At 35.9% G+C, this 26,559-nt stretch carries 26 protein-coding genes; 3 read left to right on the plus strand and 23 right to left on the minus strand.

From position 1 onward, the window contains the following. Window positions 1-124 precede the first annotated feature (124 nt). The 9 genes from ACZZZC_RS02100 to ACZZZC_RS02140 all read right to left on the minus strand — a co-directional run bounded on the left by ACZZZC_RS02100 (window position 125) and on the right by ACZZZC_RS02140 (window position 9,994). On the minus strand, window positions 125-919 hold the full coding sequence (locus tag ACZZZC_RS02100; protein WP_463484598.1) for a hypothetical protein: 795 nt from the start codon (window positions 917-919) through the stop codon (window positions 125-127). Continuing rightward, window positions 916-1,587, minus strand: a complete 672-nt coding sequence (locus tag ACZZZC_RS02105; protein ID WP_463484599.1) for a SanA/YdcF family protein — start codon at window positions 1,585-1,587, stop codon at window positions 916-918. Before ACZZZC_RS02105 ends, ACZZZC_RS02100 begins: the two co-directional genes overlap by 4 nt. A gap of 307 nt (window positions 1,588-1,894) precedes the next feature. Then, window positions 1,895-2,704: a hypothetical protein gene (locus ACZZZC_RS02110; protein WP_463484600.1), complete on the minus strand. Its 810-nt coding sequence runs from the start codon at window positions 2,702-2,704 to the stop codon at window positions 1,895-1,897. 31 nt (window positions 2,705-2,735) lie between these two features. Further along, the gene (locus ACZZZC_RS02115; RefSeq protein WP_463484601.1) at window positions 2,736-3,479 is read right to left on the minus strand and encodes a PA3715 family protein; all 744 of its coding nucleotides are present in this window, start codon (window positions 3,477-3,479) and stop codon (window positions 2,736-2,738) included. 12 nt (window positions 3,480-3,491) lie between these two features. Next, window positions 3,492-5,429, minus strand: a complete 1,938-nt coding sequence (locus ACZZZC_RS02120; RefSeq protein WP_463484602.1) for a WG repeat-containing protein — start codon at window positions 5,427-5,429, stop codon at window positions 3,492-3,494. A gap of 147 nt (window positions 5,430-5,576) precedes the next feature. Next, window positions 5,577-7,529, minus strand: a complete 1,953-nt coding sequence (locus ACZZZC_RS02125; RefSeq protein ID WP_463486469.1) for a sensor histidine kinase — start codon at window positions 7,527-7,529, stop codon at window positions 5,577-5,579. A gap of 262 nt (window positions 7,530-7,791) precedes the next feature. Then, window positions 7,792-8,730, minus strand: coding sequence for a hypothetical protein (locus ACZZZC_RS02130; RefSeq protein ID WP_463486470.1), 939 nt, complete (start codon window positions 8,728-8,730; stop codon window positions 7,792-7,794). Then, window positions 8,727-9,722: a hypothetical protein gene (locus ACZZZC_RS02135; protein ID WP_463486471.1), complete on the minus strand. Its 996-nt coding sequence runs from the start codon at window positions 9,720-9,722 to the stop codon at window positions 8,727-8,729. The genes ACZZZC_RS02130 and ACZZZC_RS02135 overlap by 4 nt, the downstream gene beginning before the upstream one ends. Before the next feature lie 68 nt (window positions 9,723-9,790). Then, window positions 9,791-9,994 carry a hypothetical protein gene (locus tag ACZZZC_RS02140; RefSeq protein WP_056850530.1) on the minus strand — a complete coding sequence of 68 codons (204 nt, stop codon included), beginning with the start codon at window positions 9,992-9,994 and terminating at the stop codon, window positions 9,791-9,793. Window positions 9,995-10,246: 252 nt separating this feature from the next. Here ACZZZC_RS02140 and ACZZZC_RS02145 point away from each other — a divergent pair, with 252 nt between their 5' ends. Further along, the gene (locus ACZZZC_RS02145) at window positions 10,247-10,498 is read left to right on the plus strand and encodes a redox-active disulfide protein 2 (RefSeq protein ID WP_463486472.1); all 252 of its coding nucleotides are present in this window, start codon (window positions 10,247-10,249) and stop codon (window positions 10,496-10,498) included. A gap of 7 nt (window positions 10,499-10,505) precedes the next feature. On the opposite strand, the gene ACZZZC_RS02150 is transcribed toward ACZZZC_RS02145, so the two are convergent. The 5 genes from ACZZZC_RS02150 to ACZZZC_RS02170 form a co-directional block, all read right to left on the minus strand. Further along, entirely contained in the window at window positions 10,506-11,315 is an 810-nt protein-coding gene (locus ACZZZC_RS02150; RefSeq protein WP_463486473.1) for a hypothetical protein, read from the minus strand. A 33-nt stretch (window positions 11,316-11,348) separates the two neighbouring features. Continuing rightward, window positions 11,349-12,194 (minus strand): hypothetical protein, encoded by an 846-nt coding sequence (locus ACZZZC_RS02155; RefSeq protein WP_463486474.1) that lies wholly within the window; start codon window positions 12,192-12,194, stop codon window positions 11,349-11,351. 31 nt (window positions 12,195-12,225) lie between these two features. After that, entirely contained in the window at window positions 12,226-12,726 is a 501-nt protein-coding gene (locus ACZZZC_RS02160; RefSeq protein WP_463486475.1) for a hypothetical protein, read from the minus strand. Window positions 12,727-12,909: 183 nt separating this feature from the next. Continuing rightward, window positions 12,910-13,329, minus strand: coding sequence for a VOC family protein (locus ACZZZC_RS02165; RefSeq protein WP_463486476.1), 420 nt, complete (start codon window positions 13,327-13,329; stop codon window positions 12,910-12,912). 73 nt (window positions 13,330-13,402) lie between these two features. Continuing rightward, window positions 13,403-13,825 (minus strand): winged helix-turn-helix transcriptional regulator, encoded by a 423-nt coding sequence (locus ACZZZC_RS02170; RefSeq protein WP_463486477.1) that lies wholly within the window; start codon window positions 13,823-13,825, stop codon window positions 13,403-13,405. A gap of 90 nt (window positions 13,826-13,915) precedes the next feature. Here ACZZZC_RS02170 and ACZZZC_RS02175 point away from each other — a divergent pair, with 90 nt between their 5' ends. Next, on the plus strand, window positions 13,916-14,095 hold the full coding sequence (locus tag ACZZZC_RS02175) for an SDR family NAD(P)-dependent oxidoreductase (protein ID WP_463486478.1): 180 nt from the start codon (window positions 13,916-13,918) through the stop codon (window positions 14,093-14,095). A 13-nt stretch (window positions 14,096-14,108) separates the two neighbouring features. Beyond that, entirely contained in the window at window positions 14,109-15,110 is a 1,002-nt protein-coding gene (locus ACZZZC_RS02180; RefSeq protein ID WP_463486479.1) for an NADP-dependent oxidoreductase, read from the plus strand. A 34-nt stretch (window positions 15,111-15,144) separates the two neighbouring features. On the opposite strand, the gene ACZZZC_RS02185 is transcribed toward ACZZZC_RS02180, so the two are convergent. The 9 genes from ACZZZC_RS02185 to ffh form a co-directional block, all read right to left on the minus strand. Beyond that, window positions 15,145-16,374, minus strand: a complete 1,230-nt coding sequence (locus ACZZZC_RS02185) for a PQQ-binding-like beta-propeller repeat protein (RefSeq protein ID WP_463486480.1) — start codon at window positions 16,372-16,374, stop codon at window positions 15,145-15,147. Between the two features lie 51 nt (window positions 16,375-16,425). Beyond that, window positions 16,426-17,052, minus strand: a complete 627-nt coding sequence (locus ACZZZC_RS02190) for a hypothetical protein (protein WP_463484615.1) — start codon at window positions 17,050-17,052, stop codon at window positions 16,426-16,428. Window positions 17,053-17,374: 322 nt separating this feature from the next. Continuing rightward, window positions 17,375-18,037: a hypothetical protein gene (locus tag ACZZZC_RS02195; protein ID WP_463484616.1), complete on the minus strand. Its 663-nt coding sequence runs from the start codon at window positions 18,035-18,037 to the stop codon at window positions 17,375-17,377. A gap of 10 nt (window positions 18,038-18,047) precedes the next feature. Beyond that, window positions 18,048-19,847 carry a tetratricopeptide repeat protein gene (locus tag ACZZZC_RS02200; protein ID WP_463486481.1) on the minus strand — a complete coding sequence of 600 codons (1,800 nt, stop codon included), beginning with the start codon at window positions 19,845-19,847 and terminating at the stop codon, window positions 18,048-18,050. A 418-nt stretch (window positions 19,848-20,265) separates the two neighbouring features. Beyond that, a complete protein-coding gene (locus tag ACZZZC_RS02205) occupies window positions 20,266-21,138 on the minus strand; it encodes an MBL fold metallo-hydrolase (protein WP_463486482.1) in 873 nt (290 codons plus the stop codon). Window positions 21,139-21,162: 24 nt separating this feature from the next. After that, complete coding sequence (locus tag ACZZZC_RS02210; RefSeq protein WP_463486483.1) at window positions 21,163-21,915, minus strand: LytR/AlgR family response regulator transcription factor; 753 nt, start codon at window positions 21,913-21,915, stop codon at window positions 21,163-21,165. Between the two features lie 9 nt (window positions 21,916-21,924). Next, the gene (locus ACZZZC_RS02215; protein ID WP_463486484.1) at window positions 21,925-22,335 is read right to left on the minus strand and encodes a GxxExxY protein; all 411 of its coding nucleotides are present in this window, start codon (window positions 22,333-22,335) and stop codon (window positions 21,925-21,927) included. 545 nt (window positions 22,336-22,880) lie between these two features. After that, entirely contained in the window at window positions 22,881-24,419 is a 1,539-nt protein-coding gene (locus ACZZZC_RS02220; RefSeq protein WP_463486485.1) for a YifB family Mg chelatase-like AAA ATPase, read from the minus strand. A gap of 633 nt (window positions 24,420-25,052) precedes the next feature. Then, window positions 25,053-26,393, minus strand: coding sequence for a signal recognition particle protein (gene ffh / locus ACZZZC_RS02225; RefSeq protein WP_463486486.1), 1,341 nt, complete (start codon window positions 26,391-26,393; stop codon window positions 25,053-25,055). Window positions 26,394-26,559 lie beyond the last annotated feature (166 nt).

The following is a 26,559-nucleotide window of genomic DNA, read 5'->3' on the forward strand; positions in this document are numbered from 1 at the left end:
ATAGATTTTTAGTTGTTTTTCGGAAAGAAATTCAATGTGTTGGCAAATTGATGTTCACGAAAATGAAACAGATGGGGCTAAAATCTAAGATAGTATACATCTTTCAGGATATGCCTCCGAAAATTTACAGAATTTGATATAAGCCGTCGCTCGGTAAGTGTAGGTATTTTTTGCCCGCAATTTCTACTGTTTTGGGGTGAGTCATATCATCGCATTTGAATTTTAGATCGCCAAATTGGTAATAAGCCAAATAATCCGGGCTTGGCAGTTTCCCATTTTTCCAGCCGATTAAGACATCTTCATCAAATTTTGGCACGGATGTTTTAGTTTTTTCAAATTCATTTTTAAAAAGCGCTGTTTGTCTTACAACCAATGTATTATTGATGATCTTGAAAACATTGCATCCAGCTGTATTTGCAATCGAATTTTCACATTGGTGTAAGCCATACTGTTTCAATAAACTGATTTCGTATTTGTCAACGGCTTTCCATCTTAACGAATCTGTTAGGTTTTGCAAATCCTCCGATTTTTTATCCAAACTGTCTTGCACAACAACAGTTTTAAATGGCTCCGATTTATTATAGTCTGGGAAATAATATTTCGCTCTATCAAAATATAAATTTCCTGCTCTATCAACATAGAAAGGAAGTTTCCAATCAAACTTTTTCTCTATTACTAACTTATTGTTAACATCAATTATTTTAAAAGGAAGATTACTATTGTTAGGTGTGAGAAGCAAGCGATCACTTTTTAAAACGAGAATTTCACTTAATCCATCCATGCCCACAATTTTCTTAAACTTCGTTTTGTCTTTTAACAGATTACTAAGCAGCGGCACTTCAGGATGTGCATCTTTTTTTGGAAATGGATTACATCCAAGTAGGCAAATAAAGCAAACGAAAATTAAATATCTCATCATTTATCTTTTGTATAATTAGATTTCCCATTAATATCAACAATTTGTCCTAAATACTTGGGTTTTCGGTGGCGCAACACATCAAATGTGGCTTTGGCAATGGAAAAGTTTTCTCTAAAAGCATAATATTTATAGCCTTGATAGATTCCTGTGTTTGCACTAAAACCATAACATTGCACACCGAGTTTCTCCCCTAAGTAGATGCAACGATTTAAATGATATTGCTGTGTAACTAAAATTGCTGTATCCACCTTAAAAATATGCTTCGCTCGATACATAGTTGAGTAGCTATCAAAACCCGCATAATCGATGTAAATTTTATTGGTATCAACGCCATTTTCGTAGCAATATAATTTCATCACCGTTAGTTCATCATATTCATCTCTGCCATTATCGCCTGAGAGCAAAATTTTATCAACTTTATTATTTTTGTATAAGGAAATGCCGGCATCCAGCCTATCTTTTAAATACTTACTAGGTTTGTTATTGCGTACGCCGGCACCAAAAATAATGGCCACTTTCGTTTTGGGAATAGCATTTAAGTCCGAGTAAATTTTATCTTCGGTTTTATTCTTCACTAAATAACTAGAGGCAACGACAAACACAATCCCGATTAGAGTAGCAATTAATATCAACTTTAAAATGGTTTTAATTTTGAGTAGCCTCATCATAATTTAAAAGATAAAAAAAGTGATACCAAAACAAGCACGACTCCGATAAATAGCATCACCAAAGCAGATTTTTTTAGTTTTGCCTTTTGGCTTTTGTTAAATTTTAGGTATTCGAAAAAAATGAAAGCACTGAAAAACAAGGTAAATGCAAGGCTCAAACCAACGATTAAGTCTAATTCACCAACAAAAGAAAACTGATCTTCCTGAATATTTTTTGGCAGTAAGTAAAAAGCGAAATGATACACAAGCCAAAGCCCAACTGCTAAAAACAGCAACCTTATGAGAAGATATTTGGAGATTTGATTTTTCATTTATCGAACGGATAATTTGTATATCTCTTAATCTTGCCTGTTTCGGTGTTAATTTTAACAATATCAATGTGATCTCTTTTTGATTCCCTCTCTTCACCGAAAATATAATAGCTAGCTTCTGGTCCAACTTCAATTCCGTACGAAAGCATAGAGTAAAGATGTTCGTTTTTTCGATTGTTAATGAAGATCTGTTCAGCCTCTTTTAACTTAATTTTACACTTGGCAGCGAAGGCTTTATATTCTGCGGCAACAGGTTGAATTCTACGGATATGCTTTGATTTTTCGGGATCTAACCAACCATCAAATTTCTCTATTATTCCAGTTGATGCCACATTGTTTATTACACAATTTTCTGAAAAACGGCAATCGCTTGAACCTACATAGCCAAACATTCCATAGTGCAGATAGGCGTAGTGGCCATAACCAGATATGTAGTATTTGAGCTGGTTTTGTAGCGTTAAAATGATCGTGTCGGTTTTTAAAAATTTCTTATATGGAATGTTGACCTTTAAATTCTTGTTGTCTTTAAATGCTGTTTCAACCAAAGTATCATTACTTATTTTCCCATCTCTTAAAATTTGAAACTGTAGGGTTTGAAGCTCTTTTGGCGTAAATTTTAAGAATGTTAGTTGTGGATTTTCGGTGATGTATTTAGCCGTATCACAAGCTTTTGATAGCGCTTCGGCATCGCTTTCTGCATTTGCCTTACTACGCTGCATAGACCACCAAACTAAACCAACAAATATAGCTGCTAATAGTGCTATTACACCAACCGCTATGAGGCATCCTTTAAAAAATCGTTTCATTTCTTAAATTTTCCCTTCTGTTTTAAATAGCCTATTTATATTCCATTCCATTGTATTTCAGTTTTCTTGTCTTAATTGAAACGGTTTTTTTCTCTTCGCATTCGTCATTAACTACCTTGCCTATGGTTTTGGTAATCTTATCCTTAACGATTAAGCCATTAAAGTTTTTGCTTTTATTCTTGTTGTCGATAATAATTGTGGAGTTCACTTCCTCAAATTCTCCTACGCACTTCATATCCCACTCCCCACCAAATTTTTGTGTAGTAAAATTGTTAAGCACTTTTTTTAACGACTTATTGTTTTTGATAAATAGCGACAAATCGGTATGATGGTGTGGGTTTGGTTGGCTGCTGCCCGAATAATATGCCTCAATGCCGAAAGCACGGGTTTCGTTGTTCAAAGTGAAAATTCCTGTATCTATATTGATGCTCGTTAGCCGAATGGCATCAGATATAAGGGCTTCTTCTTCGAAATATTTATAGAAGATTTTGCCCGTTGTATTGTTAACAATTAACACATAAACATCATACTCTGAATAGAAATTGCCATAGCCATCGGGTTCATTTTTATGGTATTTAGCCACCACCACTGCCGATTGTGTTTTAGCATTTGGTAAAACTTTCTCTGCATATAATTGCGTGTTAATATCTTCAGTCTTTAGGCCCAATTGCTGTAATACCTTAGGCAGCAAAATACTATCATCGGCTTGGCTTTCTTGTGAGAAAAGCTTACCAAAAGAACAAACTAACAAGGTGATAAAAAGTAGTGCTTTCATCTTTAGCATAATTTAATGTCCATATTTTTTTAAAAATAATTTAAAATCCATCGATTGATGTTTATCCTCTAAACAGAAGCTAAATTTTCTGTTTTTATTTGGTTCATCATCGATGTTACAAAATATAAATGGCACCACTTCTTTACCATTATTATCAATTATTCCGTATAAATAGTTACTGCCATCTGCAGTTCTTATTCCGGCTATATAATATCCGTTTATTTCAAAAAAAGGATCAATAAATTCGTATTTAAAAGGGGTTAATATCTGAATATCTTCATTAACTAAAGCCTTTTTCTTATTTCCATCTTCAGCCACAAAAAGCTTAGGATATTTTAAATCAGATGCAATAAACTCATCAATTGCAGTAATTTGTTTAATGCCTTTATTTGGCAGTTTTTTTAGATTAAGGTCATAGAGTTCATCTTCTCCATTATGTTTGTGGGCAATGATGAACTTGTCATACTTTTGAAATCGCGAATATTCAAAAGGCAAAATTACCTTACCTCGATTAAGCACAACACCATAGGCTGTTCTATCTCCAACTGTTTTTTCAAAAACATCGTAACCAGGTTTCAGTGTTTGATCAAAACCTTGAAATTGCTTCAAAGAGACCATTTTTTTATCATTGACATTTAGCCAGAATAATTTCTCATCGATTAGAAAATAAGTATTGCTTAACTGTTGGAGTTGTTCATATCGAGCTTCGATTATTTTATCTCCATTTTGATTAGATATGCCATATTTGCGCCCTTCTCCTGCTGTAAAAGCTGTATAAATGATGTTGGGGTTTGCAGGGTCGAAAAATTTTCTGTCGAGACGATGATTATTGAATTTTATTATCTTTTTATTTTTGAGGTCACGGTATTTCGTCGCCACAAATATTTCAACGGTTTTGATGTCATCGGGAAATTCAAGAATCACAAATTGATGTGCAGGCTCAATCACCTTTCGACCGATTTCTGCAATCTTGTTATATAAATCAATATCGCCCATCGCTTGGTTTTGCTCTTTGTTTTGAGCGAGCCCAGTGACGAAACTCTTAAATTCAATCATGTCGGTTCTTGCATCCAAATGATTTTGATTGATATTATTGAGCACCCCTTTGGCTTTCCTCTCATCACCCTCTTTAAGTGCCTTGGTAAAAATATCCAACAAATCATTTAAACCGTTTTTCACCCCGGTTTTTATTTCAAGGATTGGGTTGGAACTAAAGGCACTGGTATTCATCCGAATATTTTGAGCGTTGAAAGCTTGATATCCGATAATATTACTGTACAATGTTGATGGAATTTTTAACTCGGCGACGTTACTTTTAACACGTTCCACAATAATATTTTCATCTTGAAAAACGAAATTTTTATCTGATTTTGAAAATTTAAATTTCTCAAATTCCAATGGTATTTTTAAGCTGATATCCGTTTCGATGCTATCAACCCGTTTCAAGCCAATTTGCTTTTTAGGGATACTTTTTCCATTAAAATAGTATGCTTTTTCTGCTATAGCTATATTTGAAGTATAGGGCTTAAACAGACTATCTTTTTGTTCTAGAAGATGATTATCTTCGGTTAAGTTGTAGCGACTTTCGAATTCAAATTCCGCTTGGGTATCGTCGCTAAAATCTTGATTAAAAAATAGTTGTTTGCAATAATCATTAAATAGCTGCGCAACTTTGTCCGCATCAGTGTTTACTGAAAATTCGGTTACAGGTTTTTCTGCTTTTGATTTTTGACCAGGTGAGATATGTGAAGTTAATTGCGTTTCGAATGTTGCCGTTTTGATAAGTTGGTTAAGTTCGGCAGTATCTGCTTTTAATTGATGTTTTAACTCATCAAAGTTCATGGCCTGTAATTTGGCAACGAACTTTTTTGCCGATTCGCTTTGCGGTACCTTTTGACCATTACAGGCGCATAAAAAAAATGCAAAAAACAGTAGGAGATTTATCTTCATCTAAGGGTTATAAACGGTATTCCACTTAAATATAGAAAGGAATTACTTTAAATATCCAGATGATTATCATTCGTAGGGTTTGAATTATTATTCGCAGTAGATATGAAATTATCTAACAAACATGAATGCTATTGCTGTTTTGCAGAATTAATATTTACCCATAGATTCATTTTGGCTAATCGGAATGTTTAAGGATACAACTGTGCCGCCAGTGGTTGTTTTATTTTGAGTAATTCCGGCATTTTGATTGCGTTCCTTGCCTAAGAGTTGCAATCTTTCCTTGCTAATGATACCTGAAAGCGATTGATGATTCTGAGGTTTGTTTTCACTAATAGTTTTACCGCTATCGGTGATGGTGACGGTTAAATTTTGGTCAGCAATGGAGAAATTCACATTTACAAAGCCATCTTTATCGTTCAAATTAATGCCATGTAAAATCGAATTTTCTACAAAAGGCTGTATGAGCATCGGCGGAAGCATAATCATTTCCAAATCTTCATTTTCCGGGATATTAATCTCGAAATTGAAAATGTTATTGTAGCGCATTTGCTGTAAACTCAAATAATTCTCTAGCGTTTCTATCTCCTGGCTTAATGGAACCAATTTTTCTCTACTCAACTCAAGGCTACTTCTCAATAACCTGCTAAATTGGTTGAGGTATTTAATTGCTTCGTCCTTCTCATCCAATCGAATAAAACTTTGCAATGCAGATAAGGTATTGAAAATAAAATGCGGTTCCATTTGCGTCCGCAGTAACTGTTGCTGCAACTGTACATTTTCTTTCTCCTGTTTTAGCTTTCGTTGTTTATAAATGCTATAGAACAAGAAGATAACAATGAGCAAAATCAAAATGATGAGGGCTGTAATTACCAAGGTTAATTTATTGCGCTCTAGTTTCAAGGTATTTATTTTGATGTCTTCGTTCAATCGTTCAATCGAATTATCCTTCGCTTGAATTTGATATAAAGCACCCATTTCGGCCACTGCCTGCGTATTTTCTATCTCGTAATTCTCTTTTTGAAGTGCTATGACTTCTGTTGCGGTTTGGAGCGCCTTATCTTTTTGACCAATTGCAGCATAATAACTTGAGCTTGCCTCGCCTCCTCTTATCAAATCTTCGTACTCTAATAGCCTGCCACTTTGCTTAAACACTTCGTTTGCTTTTTTCAGGTAGCGTGCTGCATCGGGGTAATTTTTAGCCTTTACATAATTAGTTACAATATTGGTATAGGTAGTGTAAATGTTACCCGCAGCGGTAGGCTCAGTTGGGTTTTGCCCATAAATTTGTTCATCAATTTCTGCATTTAGCAAAGAGTATTTTAAAACAGAATCGACGTTACTGGCCTTATCGAAATAAAGCAATTTACTATCATATAAAAACCTGGGGTTAAAATCATCAGGATACGTAGCTTGCAATTTTTCTAGTTTTGCGAGGTAGGTTTCCACATTCTTTCTTGGAAAGTTTGCAGTATAAATTAATGAAATTAACTGAGTTAGAACCCGCTGCTGGTTGGTAATATTTGGAGGCAGCTGTGGCATTAATTTTAATGCAGCCAAATTCATTTTTAATGCCAAACTGTACTGCTGTAAACTTTTGTTGCTTTGTGCTGCGGCCAGTAAAATAATAGCCTTGGCCATCGGTTTCAGGGTTAAAGTCGTATCTGAAAGCACAATCATGGCCGCTTTGTTGTAATAATAATTGGCCTGGTGTTCAGAGGGTTCTGCATTGGCTAGATTTCCCATCCCGTTATAGAGATTAGCTTTAATTTCTAAAAACTTGTTACCTGGCTCAACCAAATCAAGGCCTTGCTGTAAAAACATTTTAGAACTATCGGGATTTTTTCGGGCGAACATTTTACCCAGGTTGTATTTGGTTTTGGTATTTAAATCGGTGTCGGCCAGTACAATTGGGTTACTATTGTACTGCTTCCATGCCTGAACAATAGAATCGGCATTTGTTTTATTTGGCTGTTTTGCCGAGAGTAATGAAATCTCTTCTTTGTACTTTAAAAGTTGCTCATTTTTATCACCAGTTGGTTTTTGCCTGCATGAAACAATAAGCAAGATTGCCAGGCAAAAATAAAGAAAAGGTTGTTTCATTTGATGACGGGTAGAGCAGTAAGCATTGATTTCAAGTAAACAGATATAATGTTACATTTTTTTAAAGAAATAAGCTTAAGTTTTGAGAAATATTTAAAATTTTCGGCTTAGTTTCTGTACTCTTATTTTAAACATTTCAGGCTCAATCGACTGCATTTTTAGCCATGCTTTGGTTGCTTATTCTTTAACAGTTTCGACCAGCGATTAACATGGAAGGCAATCACGGTCTCTAGTACAAATAATTAATATTTAACCCTATCCTTTACTTCCCAAAATTAGTGATCGCATACGCATCGAACCGCGTTAATTCTAAATCGGTTTTATTGTTTGGAATATGAAAATATAAATTCAAAACCTGAAAGGTTTTGCCATGCTTAGATCTCGGATTTGATGAAATTGCTGATGCTGAAATGATCGAACCGTCTTTTTTAACTAAGGTGGCAATTTTTCCATCACCGTAAAGTTTTAGTTTACAGCTATCTTTTGGCAGCAACTTCCAGGTATTGGAAAATAACGCTTCCCGCTCCTCTAAAATCCACTCCTTTTTAGCGCCTCTCAGTTGAGCAGTTTCGTATTCAGCAACTTTCATTTTTTCAATGGCATTGCCTTTGTCCGAAGCATTTAAATCTGATTGCAGCTCTTCGTATGCTTCATATAGCTGATTGAAAAGCGCATCATTGGCCGTTAATTTTTTTGAATTTTTCCAGCTATCTAAGTCAGTACGAACTTCTTTTGCTTCAAAAGAAAAGGTTTTGGTGATGTAACCATTTTTAATATCCTGGGCACTTACGTCTTTTCCAGTCAGTACATAGTGCACCAGTACATCTTCTTCATCGTTTATTGATGGCATTGAAATATCACCACTGTAATAAATAGCCACGAAAAGTATAGGCTGATCACTGTCTGTAGGTTTAAAATTCTTCAAATCCAAAGTGACTTTAGCCGTTTGGCGGCCTTTCTTCTGTAAACCAATATCCGCAACGTAATACATTTGATGGCCAAAAAAGGCGAGGCCTCTTCCTGCTGGATAGTCGTTGATGGTAATCTCTACAGGATACAGGTTCGTTCCTGCAATTTGATACATCTCCTTATTCGGATCGTATTTCAAGTTATCAAGCAATTCGGCATGATCATTTATTTGCGATTTGCAAGAAGATAAACTAAACATCATCAGAATGAGCAAGGCGTAAATTTTCATCATTTTATTCTGTTAAACGGCAGCGTGTAGATGTCGTTAGTGAGTATAGTTTTAAGCACGTTTTCTGGTGAAGAGTAAATGTTGGCATCGCTGGTTTGAAAAATGAAGTTCTTTTCCCCAGAAATTTTTGCAATTCGCTCCTGTTCGTTTTTGCTCAATCCTAAGAAAAAAACCGATTTAAACCCTTTCGGATACATATAGCCATTTTCCTTACCCTCTTGGTTTTCAGAAAATTGAACATTTTTGATAAGCTTTTCAAAGTTATCTCCCTTATTTTGGTCAGCAAGTAGCAAATCCTGATGTTTGCTTATATAGGCTCTGGGAAAGCTCCAGGCCAGTATCGGGCTTACGATTATTTTACTAAAAATTTTGCTCAAGAAAAACCGACTGCTTAAATCCGGGTCGAATAAAAAAACTTTTGAAAACGAAAGACTCTCATATAAATATGCCTGCAACCCCGCCATGCCTCCACTGCCATCAGCAACAATTCTTACCTCTTCCATGTATTGGCCTTCAGCATTTAAAATTTCTTTTACGGCTGTGCCTGATGCATATTCAGCCATTTTACCGAACTCTTTTTCTTCTTGCTGAAACAGGGAATTTTTTTGTTCAGATTTCTTGAAGCTTGTGTTCCCAAAACCGATCCGATCTACCGCAATGATATGGAATCTATTATTAAGTGCTTTACTCTTAAAATAATCTAGAAAATACGCTGCATTTTTATCACTGTTATGTAGCAAAACCAAATAGGGTTTCTCCTTGCCAAATTGATCACCTTTTTCGCTATAATTCTTTTTATTGCTAATATATTTTATGCTGTAGCCACGAATGTAAATCGAATCATATAGCGGTGCTTCCATTTTTAAAACTGCAAATTCTTTATTTATTTCTTCCTGGCTAATCGCCTTGTTAAAGAAATGGAATTTGCACCAAATGAAAATGTACCAGCCAATTACTAATACAACGACAAGAAATAAAGCTTTTTTTCTTTTCAAATTAAAACAGTTAAACTAAAACAGTTAAACTAAAACAGTGAATTATTGATAAAGACAAATGCTAAGACCTACCTAATAAAAGGTACAATGGTATTAAATGGCTGGTTGGTAACGCTCCCGTAAAGTGATAATAAAAACAACAAACCAATGATAAGTAAGAAGATAGGTTTATATCTAAACTCTGTGCCTTTTTTTACAGTGTGTCTATAATAAAAATAAGTTCCGGCCAGGTAAATTGTAGTAAAGGCCAACATCATGTAAGTAACTGTCATTTTTAAAATATTTAGGTTTAACTTAAACTGAAAGACCCGTTCAAAATTATTTGAGGGCTTTTTTAATGCTATATTAATCATTATTGTAGAATTGATTAATGCCCAATTGATAAACGCAGTTAATGATTTATAATTCGCTGAACTCTAATTATAATTCGCTTTTTTAAATAGGAAATGAGGATTGCAAAAACGCTGGTCTTTATTATTTTTGAGCAAAAGAAATAATTCCTATTAATACATTAATTATCTCCCTTGAAATTGAGTGAAAATAAGTTTGCGGAAATGAGCAATGAGCAGTTACAGAAAAGCGAAAAGGTAGCTAAAGCATCCACCTATACTCTTGTTGTAATGTTAGTGCTTCTGTTTGCGCTGAGCATGTATTTGAATTTCAAAAAAGGATTTACCCCCTTAACTGTAATTCCAATCTCTTTATTGCCTATTGTTATTTCAAACCTTGGCAACATTAAAAAGATGCAGAAAGAGCTTAAATCGCGAAATTTATAACACCTTTTTATTGCTCCGAAATAGCGGTTGTATCTGGCTCATGTGCTTCTTCTGGTTCTCCCTCGTCTGTTTCTTCATTTGCACCTTTTATATCTTCATCGGTGTATTGATAGTATTCATCAAAGGTTTTAGTTTGCCGATTGTAGATGAGCACATATTTAGAACTTTTTGTTTGTTTAATTATTCCATCACTTGGAGCGGGTGTAAGGTCCATTTTATCCATGAAAATTAGCGCCCCTTTTTTAAAGCTTTTTATGGTGGGTAATTCTCCACTTAGTGCTTTCCAGTACAATATATTTCCTTTTTGGGGGATGATGTAAATTGCGCTACTGGCAAAATCTGATTTCTCGAGCAGAAACGCCATTTCTTTTTCCCCCTGCCCGGTAAAATCGCCATAAGCAATAACACGATAAGCACGATCTTTAATTTTGGTGAAAAAGTATAATTCGTTGTTCTCTTTGCTGAAATAGTTATTATCCATAAAGATTTTAACAATTCCCCGTTGAAAAGCAACTGGTATATCATCGTACTGCGGGATCGTAAATGTAGCATTTCTCCATGTGGCGAAATCTTCAGGTGATGCCCAACCATCAACAAAAACACTGTCTGCCGGATAAGTGGTATCATCACCATCGACATTATAAATATCTTGTCGCATTCTATAGCCACCATATAAATAGGCAAAACCGGTTGCGCCAGCAATAACAATTATAGCCACGATCACCCAAATAATGGTTTTAGCTTTATTTTTACGCTTTGGCTGAGGGATAATCTCTGCTTGTTGGATCGGCTCGATATTAAAATTAGAATTTTCCATGGTAAAATAATTTAAGTAGATAGTATGCTTAATTTATTCAGCCTCTTCCCGGCTAATATCATATTGACCAGTTGGATCGTTAAAGTATTTTTTATCTGTAGAGTTTAATAGAAACACATCTTTAAATGTCGATTTTTTATCAAGCTGCAACTCTTCCAGTGTAAGATATTTGCCATTGTACAATACTTTATCGCCAAATTCATATATGTGTGCATTATGAACTTGCTCTTTTTTATCATTGGCAATAATGAGTAAATCAAAGCGAAGGTATTCTCCTGATTTTGCATCACTATCAGTGCTAAAGTTGGCGCTAAAACCCTTAGAAGTTTCCAATTGGATGGTGCGATCTTTTAAGATCCACTCGTACGAAGATTGACTAAAATGATGAGAAATGAAAATGGAATATTTTGGAGCTCCATACTTTTCTTTCATTTTAGCAAGAAAAGCTTTTTTGGCTTTAAGGTCGTAAATTTCGCCCTCGGCATGATAAGCTAAGGGTTTTTTATTTTTGTCGGTGAGGATATTCAGGTTACTAAAATAATAGCCATTATATTTGGCCAAACTATCTGAAGTATGGCTTTGATATAAATAGCCAAAATCTTTTTGAGGAACCGTAATTTTCATCGCATCCAGCATCGAATTACTGATCTTATATTTTAGCAATTCATCGGTAAGTTTCCCGTTTTCGGCACTGTCGTAACGCATACCATCGCTAAGAATTACATTGTTTCCGTAAAGCTTAGCAACGTCCTCTTTAAAATCGACTTTTTCAAGATCAAAGCCTCCCTTTGCTTCGAGTATTTCGGGTTGCTTATCTTTGGTATTGCAAGAAAAAAATGTTACCAACGCTATTAAATAGATAAAAGTTAAGTTCTTCATGAGATTTTTAAGGGTAGATTTCGGTTTAATATTATTGTGTTGAATCTTCTGTACTGTCTTGTTGGCAATACAACATGGTTTTTGTAGCTCCGCTTGATTTTGTGGAAACACTTTTTGCGGGTGCTTCAAAAACATAGTCAATTTTAACCTCGTTTACCGTAGCAGTTTTGTTAGGAAAAATAACTAAATCACGGTGGTCATCTTCTTTTTGATCGCTGCCGTAATATAAATATTCGAAGCCAAGGGTTTGTTTAGAATGGTTGAATATATAGTTTTTTCTTCCGTACGACATTGATATCCCCTCTTTTTCTGCAGGAAACAATACCACTTCTTTGGTAAATTGATTACAATCTGTAACCGTTAAAATAGTTGGCGTATACCAATTAATAGGCAATAGGAGTATAATCAATAAAAACATCCAATCGTCTTTTTTGCCTTGCTTCTTTACCAACTTGGTGTAAAGTGGTTTTAAGGAAATCAAGACAAGAATTGCAACGAGTATTATCGTGTAGGTTTGAGCTGTAACAATCATTTTTATCGATTTTTATTTAAAAATAAGACTGTTACAACTAATAGATGGGCTGGTTTATTATTCGTTAAAATTCAATTCTTATTTGTTGAGAATGAATTATTATTTGAAAAAAATCCTCGCCTACATGTGCGAGGATTGGAATTTTGCATATCGAACGCGATTTATATAAGTTTGAGTAAGCAATTATGCAGCATATTCAATCATCCATTCGATACCGAATTTATCTCTAAACATTCCAAAGTATGATCCCCAAGGACTATCGCCTAGCGGAAATTCTAAAGTTCCACCAGCTGATAAAATGCTGAATATTTTATCGGCTTCTTCTTTGCTTTCTGCGCTAATAGAAATTTTTGATCGATTTTCATTTTCATTTACCTGTCCAAGGTAAGTGGGCACATCATTACCCATCAGCGTATTTGGGCCAATTGGCAAAGCAATGTGCATAATTTTTTCTGCGTCGTTTTCTTCAACAGGAAATTCGTCGCTTGCCATGTCTTTCATGCGCACTATTGATGTAAAAGCTCCACCGAATGCCGATTTGTAAAAATTGAAAGCTTCTTCGGCATTGCCGTTGAAATTAATGTGTGGGTTAATAAGTGCCATAGCTGGTTGTTTATAGGTTTTATTTGGTTATTTACTAGGGACTTTATTTTTGATAAAGCCGATCGAATCTTTGTTAGATTAAATTGCTGTTGCGCTGTAACTCTCTTGTGGTTGCTTTAATAAACCCCTCTTTATCTTTTTTCACCTCCCTTATTATAGCCAGGCGATCTTCGGGTAGGCTAAAATATTTCTCGGCCCATAAATTTATTTCAACCATCAGCGGAAGCAAGTCAATTCCTTTCTGTGTGAGTTTATACAATACTTTTGCCTTGCTATCCGGATGTTCTAATTTCGTAATTATTCCGTTCTCTTCCAACATCTGAAGTCTGGAGGCCAATATATTGGTCGCGATTTTTTCTGCTGATTTTAAAAAGTCGCCATAAGTGCATTGCTTGGCAAACATTAAATCTCTAACAATGAGTAACGACCACTTATCACCCCAAATATCAAGAGATGAACTTACCGGACAACTGGATCTTTTTTTTAGCTCTGACATAAAATAAAATTAATTCACTTGCATTTTGCAAGTTTATTATATATTTGCACTTGCAATTTGAAAGCGAAAATACAAAATTCAATATAGAAAATGGAATTGAGAGGAAAAACAATACTGATTACTGGAGGCAGTGCAGGCATAGGGCTTGAAGCAGCAAAACAGTTTTTGGCTTTAGGTGCAAAAGTGCTTTACGTGATGAATCGTTTTTTCCCTAGACTGGCCTTTAAATTGGTTAGTCCAAAAAAAGCAGAATCCTTTTTACAGCAATAATCACCCTAAAATAATGAAAGCATACACCATAAATAGTTATAGTAAAACAGAAAAGCTAAAGGTTGTTGAAATATCCATCCCCGAGCCAAAAGCAGATGAAGTTTTAGTAGAAATCTATGCCACTAGCATTAACCAGCTGGATAACAAGATTAAAAATGGAGAATTTAAGTTGTTAATGCCTTACAAATTGCCATTAATTTTGGGGCATGATGTAGCTGGGGTGGTGGTAAAAATAGGATCGAAGGTTACGCGATTTAAAATAGGCGATGAAGTATTTGCCCGTCCGGCTGATTTTAGCATAGGAACATTTGCCGAATACATTGCAATGAATGAAAGAGATGTAGCCCTGAAACCAAAAAACATTTCGATGGAAGAAGCAGCCTCTATACCGCTTGTTGCCTTAACAGCTTGGCAAGCTTTTGTTGAAAAGGCGAAACTTAAAAAAGGCCAACGTGTGTTTATTCAAGCAGGTTCAGGCGGCGTAGGCACAATTGCTATTCAATTGGCTAAACATCTGGGGACCACTGTGGCTACTACTACAAGTGCGCAAAATGCAGATTTAGTAAAAAAATTGGGCGCTGATTTAGTGATTGATTACAAAACTCAAGATTTTGAAACTATCCTAAACCAATATGATTTGGTACTAAACAGCCAGGATGAAAAAACGCTCAGCAAATCCCTAAAAATACTCAGTCGGGGAGGTAAAGTAATCTCTATTTCCGGTCCTCCAGATCCAGCCTTTGCGAAGGAAAGTGGCTTATCATGGTTCATGAAATTAGCCATATACTTTTTGAGTAGAAAAACCATTAATCAAGCCAAGAAGCTCGGTGTTGATTATTCGTTTCTATTTATGAAAGCCAGTGGCAAACAGTTAGCGGAAATAGGAAAATTAATTGATCAAGGTATAATAACTCCCGTATTGGATACAGTTTTCCCTTTCGAAGAGCTGAACCAGGCAATGGATTACGTTAATAGTGGAAGGGCGAAAGGCAAAGTTGTGGTTAAAATCAAATAATAAATTGGTTGCCTCAGGTTAGGCAGATCTTAAATTAATTCTTTGAAACTTTCAGCAGCTTGATGAATGCATCGTTTTTATTATTGTCATCAAGCTTTTGATGTGCAAGCAAAATTGATTCTTCTTTGGTTTTCAAATTCAGTTTAACGAGCCCAGCTTTACTATAAAATAAAACTTCATTTTTGCTCAAAAACTCGAGGTTAGAAAGGGGGAGATTAGCTAATTGTACCTCACTCCTTTTATCACCAGTTTTGAGATCTAATTCAAAAAGTAGTCCTTTTTCGGTGTAACCCCAAATGGCATCGGCTTTATCAAGCAAATAAGCGATAGACGCATTGAAGTTGGTTTTCCAAAGTTTGTCGCCATTCGCTGTGCTCAATGCGTATACAGATGCTTCAGTGGATGAGGTTGTGCCGAAGTAAATTTTACTGTCTTTTGTAAATATTTTTTCCTTGATATTGTATTGTCCTTTTTCCAGCTTGAACTCCCATAAAATGGATAGATTGTCTGGATTTAGCGCAAACAATGTTTCACTTTCATCGGGGATAAAAACGTTTTTGCCATCGGTAACCGGTCTTCCGTACATAGCCTTTTTGAAACCTCTTTTATAAAGTGCCTGGCCTGTTTTAGCATCAAAACTTAAAAGGTAGGGAGCATTCTGTGCGAATACTTTATTTCCGAAAGTAAGGGTTGGAAGGTGGTTGTAAGGATAATCCAATTTATAGTTCCAAATCAGTTTACCGTTTTTGGCGTCTATTGAATAGATATTTTGATTCCTGCTTTGAGCACTCAATGAAATTGCGCCATTAACCACTTGTGCCGATTGCCCTTTAAGTACTATTTCGTCTTTTATAATTCCCAGCCTCGATTTCCAATATATTTTACCATTCTGGTTATTTAAAGCAAAGATTTCGCCATTGATAAAAGGAATGTATACCGTTCCGTTTTCTATATAGAGTTTATTATTTCCGCTAATGTGCCGGTCAGCATCCGATGCTTTTACTTCCCAGTTTATTTTTTTGGTTTTCAAGTTCATCGATTTTAGAATGCCATCTGTGTTGTATATCAGGATGCTGTTTGTATCTAAAGTGGTAGCTTTAATCGGTGTAATCAATTGGTCGAAAACCATATCATTCATAGTAAGGATGTTATTGTTAGAGAAACTCTTGTCTTTGTTTTTTGGTACTGATATGGTAGGAGGCTGTGCGACTGCTACTTTTATGACGCAACATAAAATGATGGCCAATTGAAGTGTTAATTTCATATTTTAGAAAGGATATTTTAAACGAAAAAATAACTTAATACACTGTAAAACCTATTTTCTTTGCTTGTTCTCTACCTTTTTATCCATTAAGTTTTCACCAGAAATGGTCATTTTAAAAGCATACAAAATAATTCCCTGGTTACCTGTACTCATCGCATACATCCAGGTATCGTTGCCACGTACAAAGGTAGTTGCATAAGCCTCTTTTACAATTTGCTCCGTTTTATTAGACGTATAAGTGCCATCAGTTTCTGGCGCATTATAAATCATCTTTTTAAATATTTTGGTATTACCCAACTGATTAAAGTCTTCGATATACGTTTTAACGTACTCCCGCATATCATCACTCGGTTTTTTGGTGTTTTTATCTCGCAAAGCGGATAAATTTATCTTGTCATTTTCGAAGGTGTAGCGGGCCGGGAAAATATCCAATTCAGGATTTTGGTTTGATAGAAATATCGCAATTCCCAGATTGTCTTTTGTGAGATAGTCGGGGTTTAATTTTTTCGCACTTTCGAAAGCAGTAACTAATTTTTTTAGAACTGGATAGTTAGCATTTTGTGCCGAATAACTCAAAACCGCTGCTTTAACATCCTTTTGAATTTCCGAATAACTTGATTGCGAAAATGCGATTGTTCCACTCGCCAGACAGAACACTAAAATGAGTATCTTTTTCATTCTTTGAGTATTAGTATGATTAAATAAAGGAAATTAAAGAGTTTGATGAGGAGGCGTAAAACACAGTACATACTGGATATATATACTGAAATTTTACGCCGCCAATACCATCAAATGAGAGACGTTACATTCCTAAAACCAAACAGCTGTTAACAGAACCAAAAACTATAAATTCAACATTTATTCCCTATAGATTAAGGATGTTTTTGTTTAACAATGCTAAGCTAAGCAAACTGCGCTATCAAATTAGACCCGTTTATTATTCGTTAATACTCATCCATTATTTGTTGCAAATAAACAATTATCTGACTTGCCAGTAGGGTTAATAATAGAAGAATTGCTTAGAATTAGGGATTTTGATTTCAGTTCTTCCGGGTGTGAATCCATCCATTTTCGGAACGGATTTAAAAGGATATTTAAATAATTTGTCTGTAGCTGGGTATAATTGGACAGAATCTTCGCAATCTTCGTTATCATAACTAACATGTACTTGCTTTGTCGAAAAATTGATGTCGTAAGTATGATGAAAGCCGCAATTATAATCGTCGTTGTAAGTTGATCCAATTAAAAACCAATCATTATTCTGGTAACGATAAATGTTTTTGTGCTTGCTGGTATGCCTTGTATTATGCCAAAAGGTTTGCTCGATAATGAGGGTATTATTCTTTACTTTAATAGATAAATCAATCCCGTTATCGGTACAAAAACCACAATCTTCGCTGTTCCATAATACAGATGTGTTTTTCTTCCAAAGTTTTAAAGTACCATCAATTACTTTACATATAAATAGTTCTCTGGTGTACCCTGTTCGGTCTATTTTTTTTGTGGTATTGAAAGCCAATATCACCTCATCAATGCCATCTTTATCTAAGTCGCCCTTAGTTTCAAAAACCTTTGTTCGTCCGGCTGGTACTACGAAGTTTGGCAAAACTTGTGCTGTAGATTCTAATGATAGTAAAACGAAAAACAAAAATAAATATCTCATATTTAGGTAGTTATTGATTGCAAATCTTCAACATGTGTTCATCAATTTCAAAGCCCATTTTGTTAGCGGTAAGTATATCAATACAAAAATCTTTCTGCCCCAAAATTTCTTTAATAGATCCTCTAACGTAGTAGGCAAAACCTAAACTTTTATCCAATTCGATAGCCTTATTGCAGTCTGTTAAAGCAAGAAGTAGTTCGTTCTGAGATTTCTTAATGGAAGCGTTATCGTTCACTATCCAACCAAAACTTGCCGGTTGATTGGCTATTTTTGCAGCTACACGATAAGTAGATTTTTTTACATTATCAGTGAGGCTTACGCGAGCTATAGCCCGATTGACGTAAGCAAGTGCATAATCATTTTTTAACTCAATACTTTTATTAAAATCGATCCATGCAAGGTTATATTTTTCGGTAGCTAAGTAGATATTTCCACGTCGGTTGAAATAAGTTTCTTTCTCAAAATCCTTAACATCTGGCGCTAAAGATAATGCGGTATTTATAGCATTAAGTGCCTCTTCCAAGGCTCCGCTACTCGAATAGCAATCAGATAAACCTGAAAAAATGGATGCTAAGGACGAATTGTAATAGCGATTGATGTCAGCGTTCGTTCCTGTCGCAAAACGAGGGTTTATTTCGATTTCATGAAGAAGGTTTTCCTTGTTCTCTAATGATGCTTTGTAATTTGCAGTAGCGTTTTTATAGTCGGCCAACGCCAGATAAGCATTGCCTTTAAAGGATAACATCATGGCGTTTTTAGGGAATTTTTCCAATCCCTTAGCGTATTGGGCTAAAGCTTTATCATACTGTTTTAGGTTATACTGGGCGATGCCCCTTTGGTAATAATAGCTTGGCTTGGTTTCATCGCAGAAATCGGCGGAAGATTCGGAAATCGTTTTTAGTAATTCAGGATCGTAATTTTTTTTACTGATTACTATTGCCTTAGCGGCTGAATAATCTGTACAGGCAGCATCTAAATCTTCTAATTCATAATAAATTTTTGCCCTATTTAAATATCCAGTGTAGGTTAAGGGATCTAATTTTATGGATTTGGTGTAATCATCTAGTGCTTTGTCGAATTGCCCTAGGTTTGAATAAATTGATGCTCTTCCATTGTAGAAATGTGCTTGCTTGTCATTTAAAACAATGGCTTTATTGATGTCGTTTAAAGCATTCTCCACTTGGTTTTGATTGTAATAGACGCCTCCACGGTAAAAATAGGCGTCGTAGCCTTCAGGTGACAGAGCAATTGCTTTATTAAGATCGGTAAGGGCTAAAGCATGATAACCATTGTCGGCGTTGTAGGCACCACGGGCGGTATAGTATTCAGCATTATCGGGCGCCAGTTCAATTGCCTTGTTATAGTCTGCAAGGGCACCAAATTTATCGTTAAATTGAGCCTTAGTGTTTGCTCTTGTCAAAAATAGTAATGCATCTTTTGGGTCGAGCGAAATAGCTTTATCTATTGATGACAAAGCTTCTGCTCCATCATTTTTTATGGCTTGTATACGGCCAATGTTTAAATAACATCTGGCGCATTTAGGATTGATTAATAATGCATTTCGATAATACTTTTCACCAACTACTAAATTATTGTTTCGGAGATGGTAAAATCCCAATAATCGCAAAAGCGGCTCACTTTTGGGTGCGAGTTTTAATTCCCTCTCCAAGTAAGGAATCACCTTTTGTTCCTGACCAATTTTAGTTAGCGAATCTGCCTTTTTTTCAAAATAAGTTTTTGATTGTGCAACCGTGAAATTTGCAACAAACAGACTTATTAGAATTAATGGAATAATTAACTTCAATCTCATACAATAAAGCAATACCAACTACTTAAAATTTTTAATGTTCCTTAATATACTCAAGAACCAGAAAACAGTTTTAAAACTTTATTAATTGCCGACCGAAAAAAACGGTATTGTAGCGGTTGCATTATTATTCGTTATAATGATGCCACGGCCTTAATTGCTACTTTATGCCAATCCACCAAGGCTTAAAAATTTGGTTGGGTTTTTTAAGGTAAACAAACTCGCCAATCATTGGCATTACCAATGGGATTTTGGTGACTTTATTTAGTTCTGTAATTTTTACTAAAGGTTCATCCCAAGGATGATTTGCAAGTACAAATTTTGATGAATGCACAGGGAAAAGACGTTTTGCATTTAAATCTTGCGCTGCTTTTAATACCTCTGCAGGCTGTAAGTGAATGTATTTCCATTTAACATCATATTACCCGTCTTCTAAAATTGCTAAATCTATTGGGCCGAACTTCTTGCCGATGTTGGCAAAGTGGGTGTCGTAGCCACTATCGCCACCTATGTAAATTTTCATAGTCGGGCTTTGAAAAACATACGACATCCACAGCGTATTATTTCTTGTGAAACCCCTGCCAGAAAAGTGCCTTGTAGGTGTAGTGTGTATAAAAAAACCATCCCCCAAATCAATAGTTTCATCCCAATCTTTCTCGTAGATATCTTCAACATTGTAGCCCCAATCTTCAAAATCGGCTCCTACTCCCAAACCGCAGAACACTTTTTTAATTTTCGATTTGAGCTTGATTAACGTTTCATAATCTGTATGGTCGTAATGATCATGTGAAATGATTAAATAGTCGATGTTCGGCAAATCTTCTACTTTGTAACGATCGGTGCCTTTAAATGCTACAACTGTACCTGGAATTGGCGAAGCATTTCCACTAAAAACAGGATCAACTAATATGCGCTTCCCATCCAGCTGAATAAAATAAGAGGAATGACCAAACCAAATTAAAATGTTCGAATCAATGGGTAAATGCAGCAAATCTACCTTCGTCGATGGAATACTATCTACGGGAGTTAATCGCGGGTGATCTCCAAAAAGTTTATCATAAATAATGCCTATGGTACTATAACCTTCTGTAAGCTCAGGTGTACGATTGAGGTTATGGAACACACCATCTTTAAAATGAGGCGATTTTTTCATTCGTTCAAGCCTTACACCTTCGGCAGTCTTACCAAAAAGTGGCTTTTTCATGTATAAATAAGTAACAGCTGATAGTATCAAAATCAATGAAACTAAAACAATGAATATCCATTTAAAGATTTTTAATATTTTCTGTTTCATGACTGAGAGACTTATTGAACTTCTTTATTCGATGTGGTTGATGTGCTGCAAAATGTAATCTTTTCTACGCCCTGAAACCGGAATTTCGGTTTTATCTTTCAATACAATTGTACCGGATTTTAGAAATTTATCAACGTATAATACATTTACTAAATAAGATTGATGGGGACGTAAAAACCACTTCTCGGGCAGAAGTTCATCATAAAATTTGAGTGGTTTTGAGATCATAATCCTTCGGCCTTCGGTTAGGAAAAAGTTGGTGTAACCCCCTTCACTCTGGCAATAGATAATTTCACGAAGCTGTAAAACTTGCAAAAATTCTAAGGTGTGTAATACAATTCTACTGTCTAAATTACTTTCTCCATGGCCGGATTGTGATTTTAAAATAGAAATCTGTTGCTTTTGCTGTGTAATATTGGTTTCATCATTCGTAGCAATTTTAGCTAACGCAGCTTTAAACTCTGCATCATCCAATGGCTTTAAAAGGTAATCCAGGGCACCAAATTTTATTGCCTTAACAGCAAAGTGATTATATGCGGTGATGAATATAATACGAAAAGGTATTTCATCCAACTGGTCTAAGATATCGAAAGCTGTGCCGTCAGTAAGCTGGATATCCATTAAAATTAATTCGGGATTTGTTGCTTTAATGAGCACTAAACTTTCAGCTACGCTTGTTGCATAACCAATCAAATTAAACTGTGTTTCTTGTTGCAAAAGCCATTCAATTTCCTTGCGGATGGCAGGTTCGTCTTCAATTATAAGCGTTCTAATCATTCGGGGCGTTTAATCTTCTAAAAATCGGTAAAAATCATTGATATATGTCTTTTGTCCATCACTAAAAATATTAACACAGTTAAAATTAATGATCAAACCCTGCGGGGCTTCCAATAATTTCATGTAGGTTAGTATCTGGGCTTCGAAAATGGGTTCTATCGTTTTGGAGGCCTTTATTTCAACAGCTAAGCAATTTTCTACGAATAGGTCACATCTTAAATTGGTTGCTACTTCTATTTCTTTGTATCGAACTGGCATCGAAATTTCTGTTAGAAAATATATTTTCCGGAGGCTAAGCTCATGTTTCATACATTCATGGTAGACACTTTCTAACAAACCAGGCCCAAGAGATTTGTGTATTTCTATAGCGGCGCCAATTACATTGTAAGTAATTTCCTTTAGATATTTTTTGGTTGTCATCTCCATTTCTCCATTTTAACTTTTTCTATTCATTTTGAACCATTTAGAAATATAGAACATATAGGGATATGGTATTGCTCCTAACTATATGATCTATATCCCTATATGGTTATTACTTTACGATTAATTTTGAACCATATAGAAATATAGGACATATAGGCTCTATGGTGTTTGCTCCTCGCTATATAATCTATATCCTTATAAGGTTAATCACTTTTCTATTCATTTTGAACCATATAGAAATATAGGACATATAGGCTTTATGGTTTTTACTTTTCACTATATAATCTATATCCCTATATGGTTATTTACTTTGCGATTGATTTTGAACCATATAGAAACATAGAACATATAGACTTATGGTATTTGCTCCTCACTATATAATCTATATCCTTATATGGTTATTTACTTTGCGATTAATTTTGAACCGTATAGAAACATAGAACATATAGGCTTATGGTATTTGCTCCTCACTATATAATCTATATCCCTATATGGTTGATTACTTTTTAATTAATTTTGAACCATATAAAGTATTATTTAAATTATCCTGCCCAACCATCTCTGTCTAAACTTCTATAGTTGATTGATTCAGCTAAATGTTCCAATTCTACATTTTCACTCCCATCTAAATCTGCAATGGTTCTAGCCACCTTTAAAATTCGGTCGTAAGCCCTGGCGGATAATCCCAACCGCTCCATCGCCGATTTAAGGAGCGTGGTACCGGCCTCGCTTATCGCACAAACTTTCCGTACCATTTTTGGGCTCATTTGTGCGTTATAATGTAAATCTGCTTTATCCGCAAAGCGATGATCTTGAATTTCTCTCGCTTTAATCACACGTGCTCTAATCAGTTCGCTTTTTTCCGCTTCGCGGGATGAAGCCAGCTCCGAAAAATTAACAGGTGTAACTTCTACATGTAAATCAATCCGATCTAAAAGTGGTCCCGATATTTTGCTCAAATACTTTTGAACCACACCAGGTGCACAAACGCATTCCTTTTCCGGGTGGTTGTAAAAGCCGCAAGGACAAGGATTCATTGAGGCCACCAACATAAAACTAGCCGGATATTCAACAGAGAAACGAGCCCTGGAAATAGCCACCTTCCGATCTTCCAAAGGCTGGCGCATTACCTCCAAAACCGTTCTTTTAAATTCTGGCAATTCATCCAAAAACAATACCCCGTTATGCGCTAAAGAAATTTCTCCTGGAGCAGGATTCATTCCGCCGCCAACCAAAGCAACATCCGAAATGGTGTGGTGCGGCGATCTATATGGTCGAACGGTCATTAATGCATCTGCAGCAGATAATTTGCCTGCAACGGAATGGATTTTGGTCGTTTCTAAAGCCTCATATAAATTTAATGGAGGCAAAATGGTAGGTAAACGTTTTGCCAGCATGGTTTTGCCTGCACCTGGCGGACCAATTAAAATTACATTATGCCCGCCTGCGGCAGCAATTTCCAAAGCTCTTTTTATGTTTTCCTGTCCTTTCACATCAGCGAAATCATGTTCGTAATTGCCAATATTTTTAAGAAATTCTTCTTTTGTATTTACTTTAACCTGTTGAAGCGCTTCGCTTTTGTTAAAGAAGGCAATCACCTGTGCCAAAGTTTCTACACCGTAAGCAATTAAACCATCAACAATTGCCGCTTCACGAACGTTTTGTTTCGGTAGAATGAAACCTTTAAAGCCATCTTCCTGTGCTTGGATGGCGATGGGTAAGGCACCTTTAATGGGCTGAATACTTCCATCCAATGAAAGTTCGCCCATAATAAAATAGTTTGCTAAATCCTCACTGGGAATTTGTCCGGATGCAGCGAGTATGCCAATCGCAATAGGCAAATCATAAGATGAACCCTCTTTTTTAATGTCGGCCGGGGCCAGATTTACTACAATTTTCTGTTTAGGCATCCTGAAACCCGCTACATTTATGGCGCTTGCCACACGTTGCAGGCTTTCCTTTACGGCATTATCAGGCAGGCCAACCATGTAATATTTTGTACCGGCACTTATGCTTACCTCAATAGTAATGGTTAAGGCATTTACACCATAAACGGCGCTCCCGTATGTTTTTACAAGCATTAATAAATCTTGAAATTGAAAGGGATGTTATGTTTTTAGGGGATGGAGATTGTTATTCTAATATATAAAGAATTATCTAATTCCATTGGTTAAAAACGATGGCAATGAAATGTAAAATGCTTTGTTATGACTAGTTAAAATGAAGGATGGATACTACTGCCTTGTGTCGATTTCATTGCAGTCTGCTTTAGCTGACTGTTCTTAATTAAGCAATTAGGGCTAAAGCCAAACGGATGAAAGAACCATTGTTCGTTGGTTAAAACCGAGGGCAATGAAATGTAAAACTGGGTAATGTTATGGCCAGTTGAAACAGAGGAAGGATATTAATGCCTTGTGTCGATTTCATTTCTGTCTGCTTTAGTTCACTGTACTCAATTAAGGCTTTAGCCAAAAGGAATGAGAGAACCCCTCTTCGTAGGTTGAAACCGACGGCAATGAAATGGATAGGTTTCAAATGCTGATTATCTTCATTTCATTGCAGTCTGCTTTAGCTGACTGTTCTTAATTAAGCAATTAGGGCTTTAGCCAAAAAGAAACAATACAACAAAAAATCCCAACCATTTCTGATTGGGATTTACATATTAAGCCTCGCTATTTTGACTTTTAACTTTCTACTTTTAACTTTTGAAAACCCTACCTTCTGCCCATTGGCATTTTAGGCATACCTTTCATCATCGCTGCTGCGGCTGCCGGATTCGAAAACTGTTTCATCATTTTACGCATATCCTCAAACTGTTTAATCAGCTTGGTTACCTCTTCTACTTTGCTACCCGAACCTTTGGCAATACGTAAACGGCGGCTTTGTTGAATTGAATCTGGATTTTCTTTTTCAAACGGCGTCATCGAATTAATAATTGCCTCGATCGATTTAAATGCGTCATCCTGAATATCCACATTCTTCATCATCTTACCCACACCCGGAATCATGCCCATCAAATCTTTCATATTCCCCATCTTCTTAATTTGTTGAATCTGGCTATAGAAATCGTTGAAATCAAATTTATTTTTGCGGATTTTCTTTTGCAATTCTGCGGCTTCTTTCTCATCAAACTGCATCTGAGCACGTTCAACAAGCGAAACCACATCACCCATGCCTAAAATACGCGATGCCATACGGTCTGGATAGAAGACATCCAAAGCCTCCATTTTCTCACCGGTACCAATAAATTTAATCGGCTTGTTCACTACCGATTTAATCGAAAGTGCCGCTCCACCACGAGTATCACCATCTAATTTGGTTAAAACTACACCCGTAAAATCAAGGCGATCGTTAAAAACTTTAGCCGTGTTTACCGCATCCTGACCCGTCATCGAATCCACAACGAATAAAATTTCGTGTGGCTGTGTTTTGGCTTTAACCTCCGAAATTTCGTTCATCAATGATTCGTCGATCGCTAAACGACCTGCTGTATCGATAATGATGACGTTATTTCCGTTTTGTTTACCATGGGCAATACCTTCAAGGGCAATGCCAACAGGATCGTTCGATTCGCGGTTTGCATAAACCGATACACCAACCGAAGTTCCTAAAACTTCCAGCTGATCTACCGCCGCAGGGCGATACATATCACCGGCAACCAATAAAGGCTTTTTGCCTTTACCTTTTAAGTGTAAAGCCAGTTTACCAGCGAAAGTAGTTTTACCCGCACCGTTTAAACCCGCAATCAAAATAATGGTGGGGTTGGCTTTAGTTTCCAATTCCGTAATCTCGCCGCCCATTAAGGCCGCAAGCTCATCATTCATGATTTTGGTTAGCAATTGACCTGGTGAAACCGAAGTTAAAACGTTCTGGCCCAATGCTTTTTGCCTTACCTCATCCGTAAATGTTTTGGCTGTTTTATAGTTAACATCGGCATCTAATAATGCTTTACGAATCTCTTTCATGGTTTCTGCCACGTTGATTTCCGTAATGCTGCCTTGTCCTTTTAATACTTTAAATGCTCTGTCTAGCTTGTCCTGTAAATTATCAAACATGTTTTTTTAAGCTAAAAAGCTAATCGTAGTTAACGAAAAGCCACTGTTTTTAATAAAAGGCAAATGTATCAAATTTTGATTGTAAATCGCTGCACCACAAAGTCAAAAATCTTTTTTTGGAAATGAAAGTTCAGTATTATTTAGGAGACATCAGTCCTGCCATACA

This window comes from Pedobacter sp. AC212 (genome assembly GCF_979258625.1).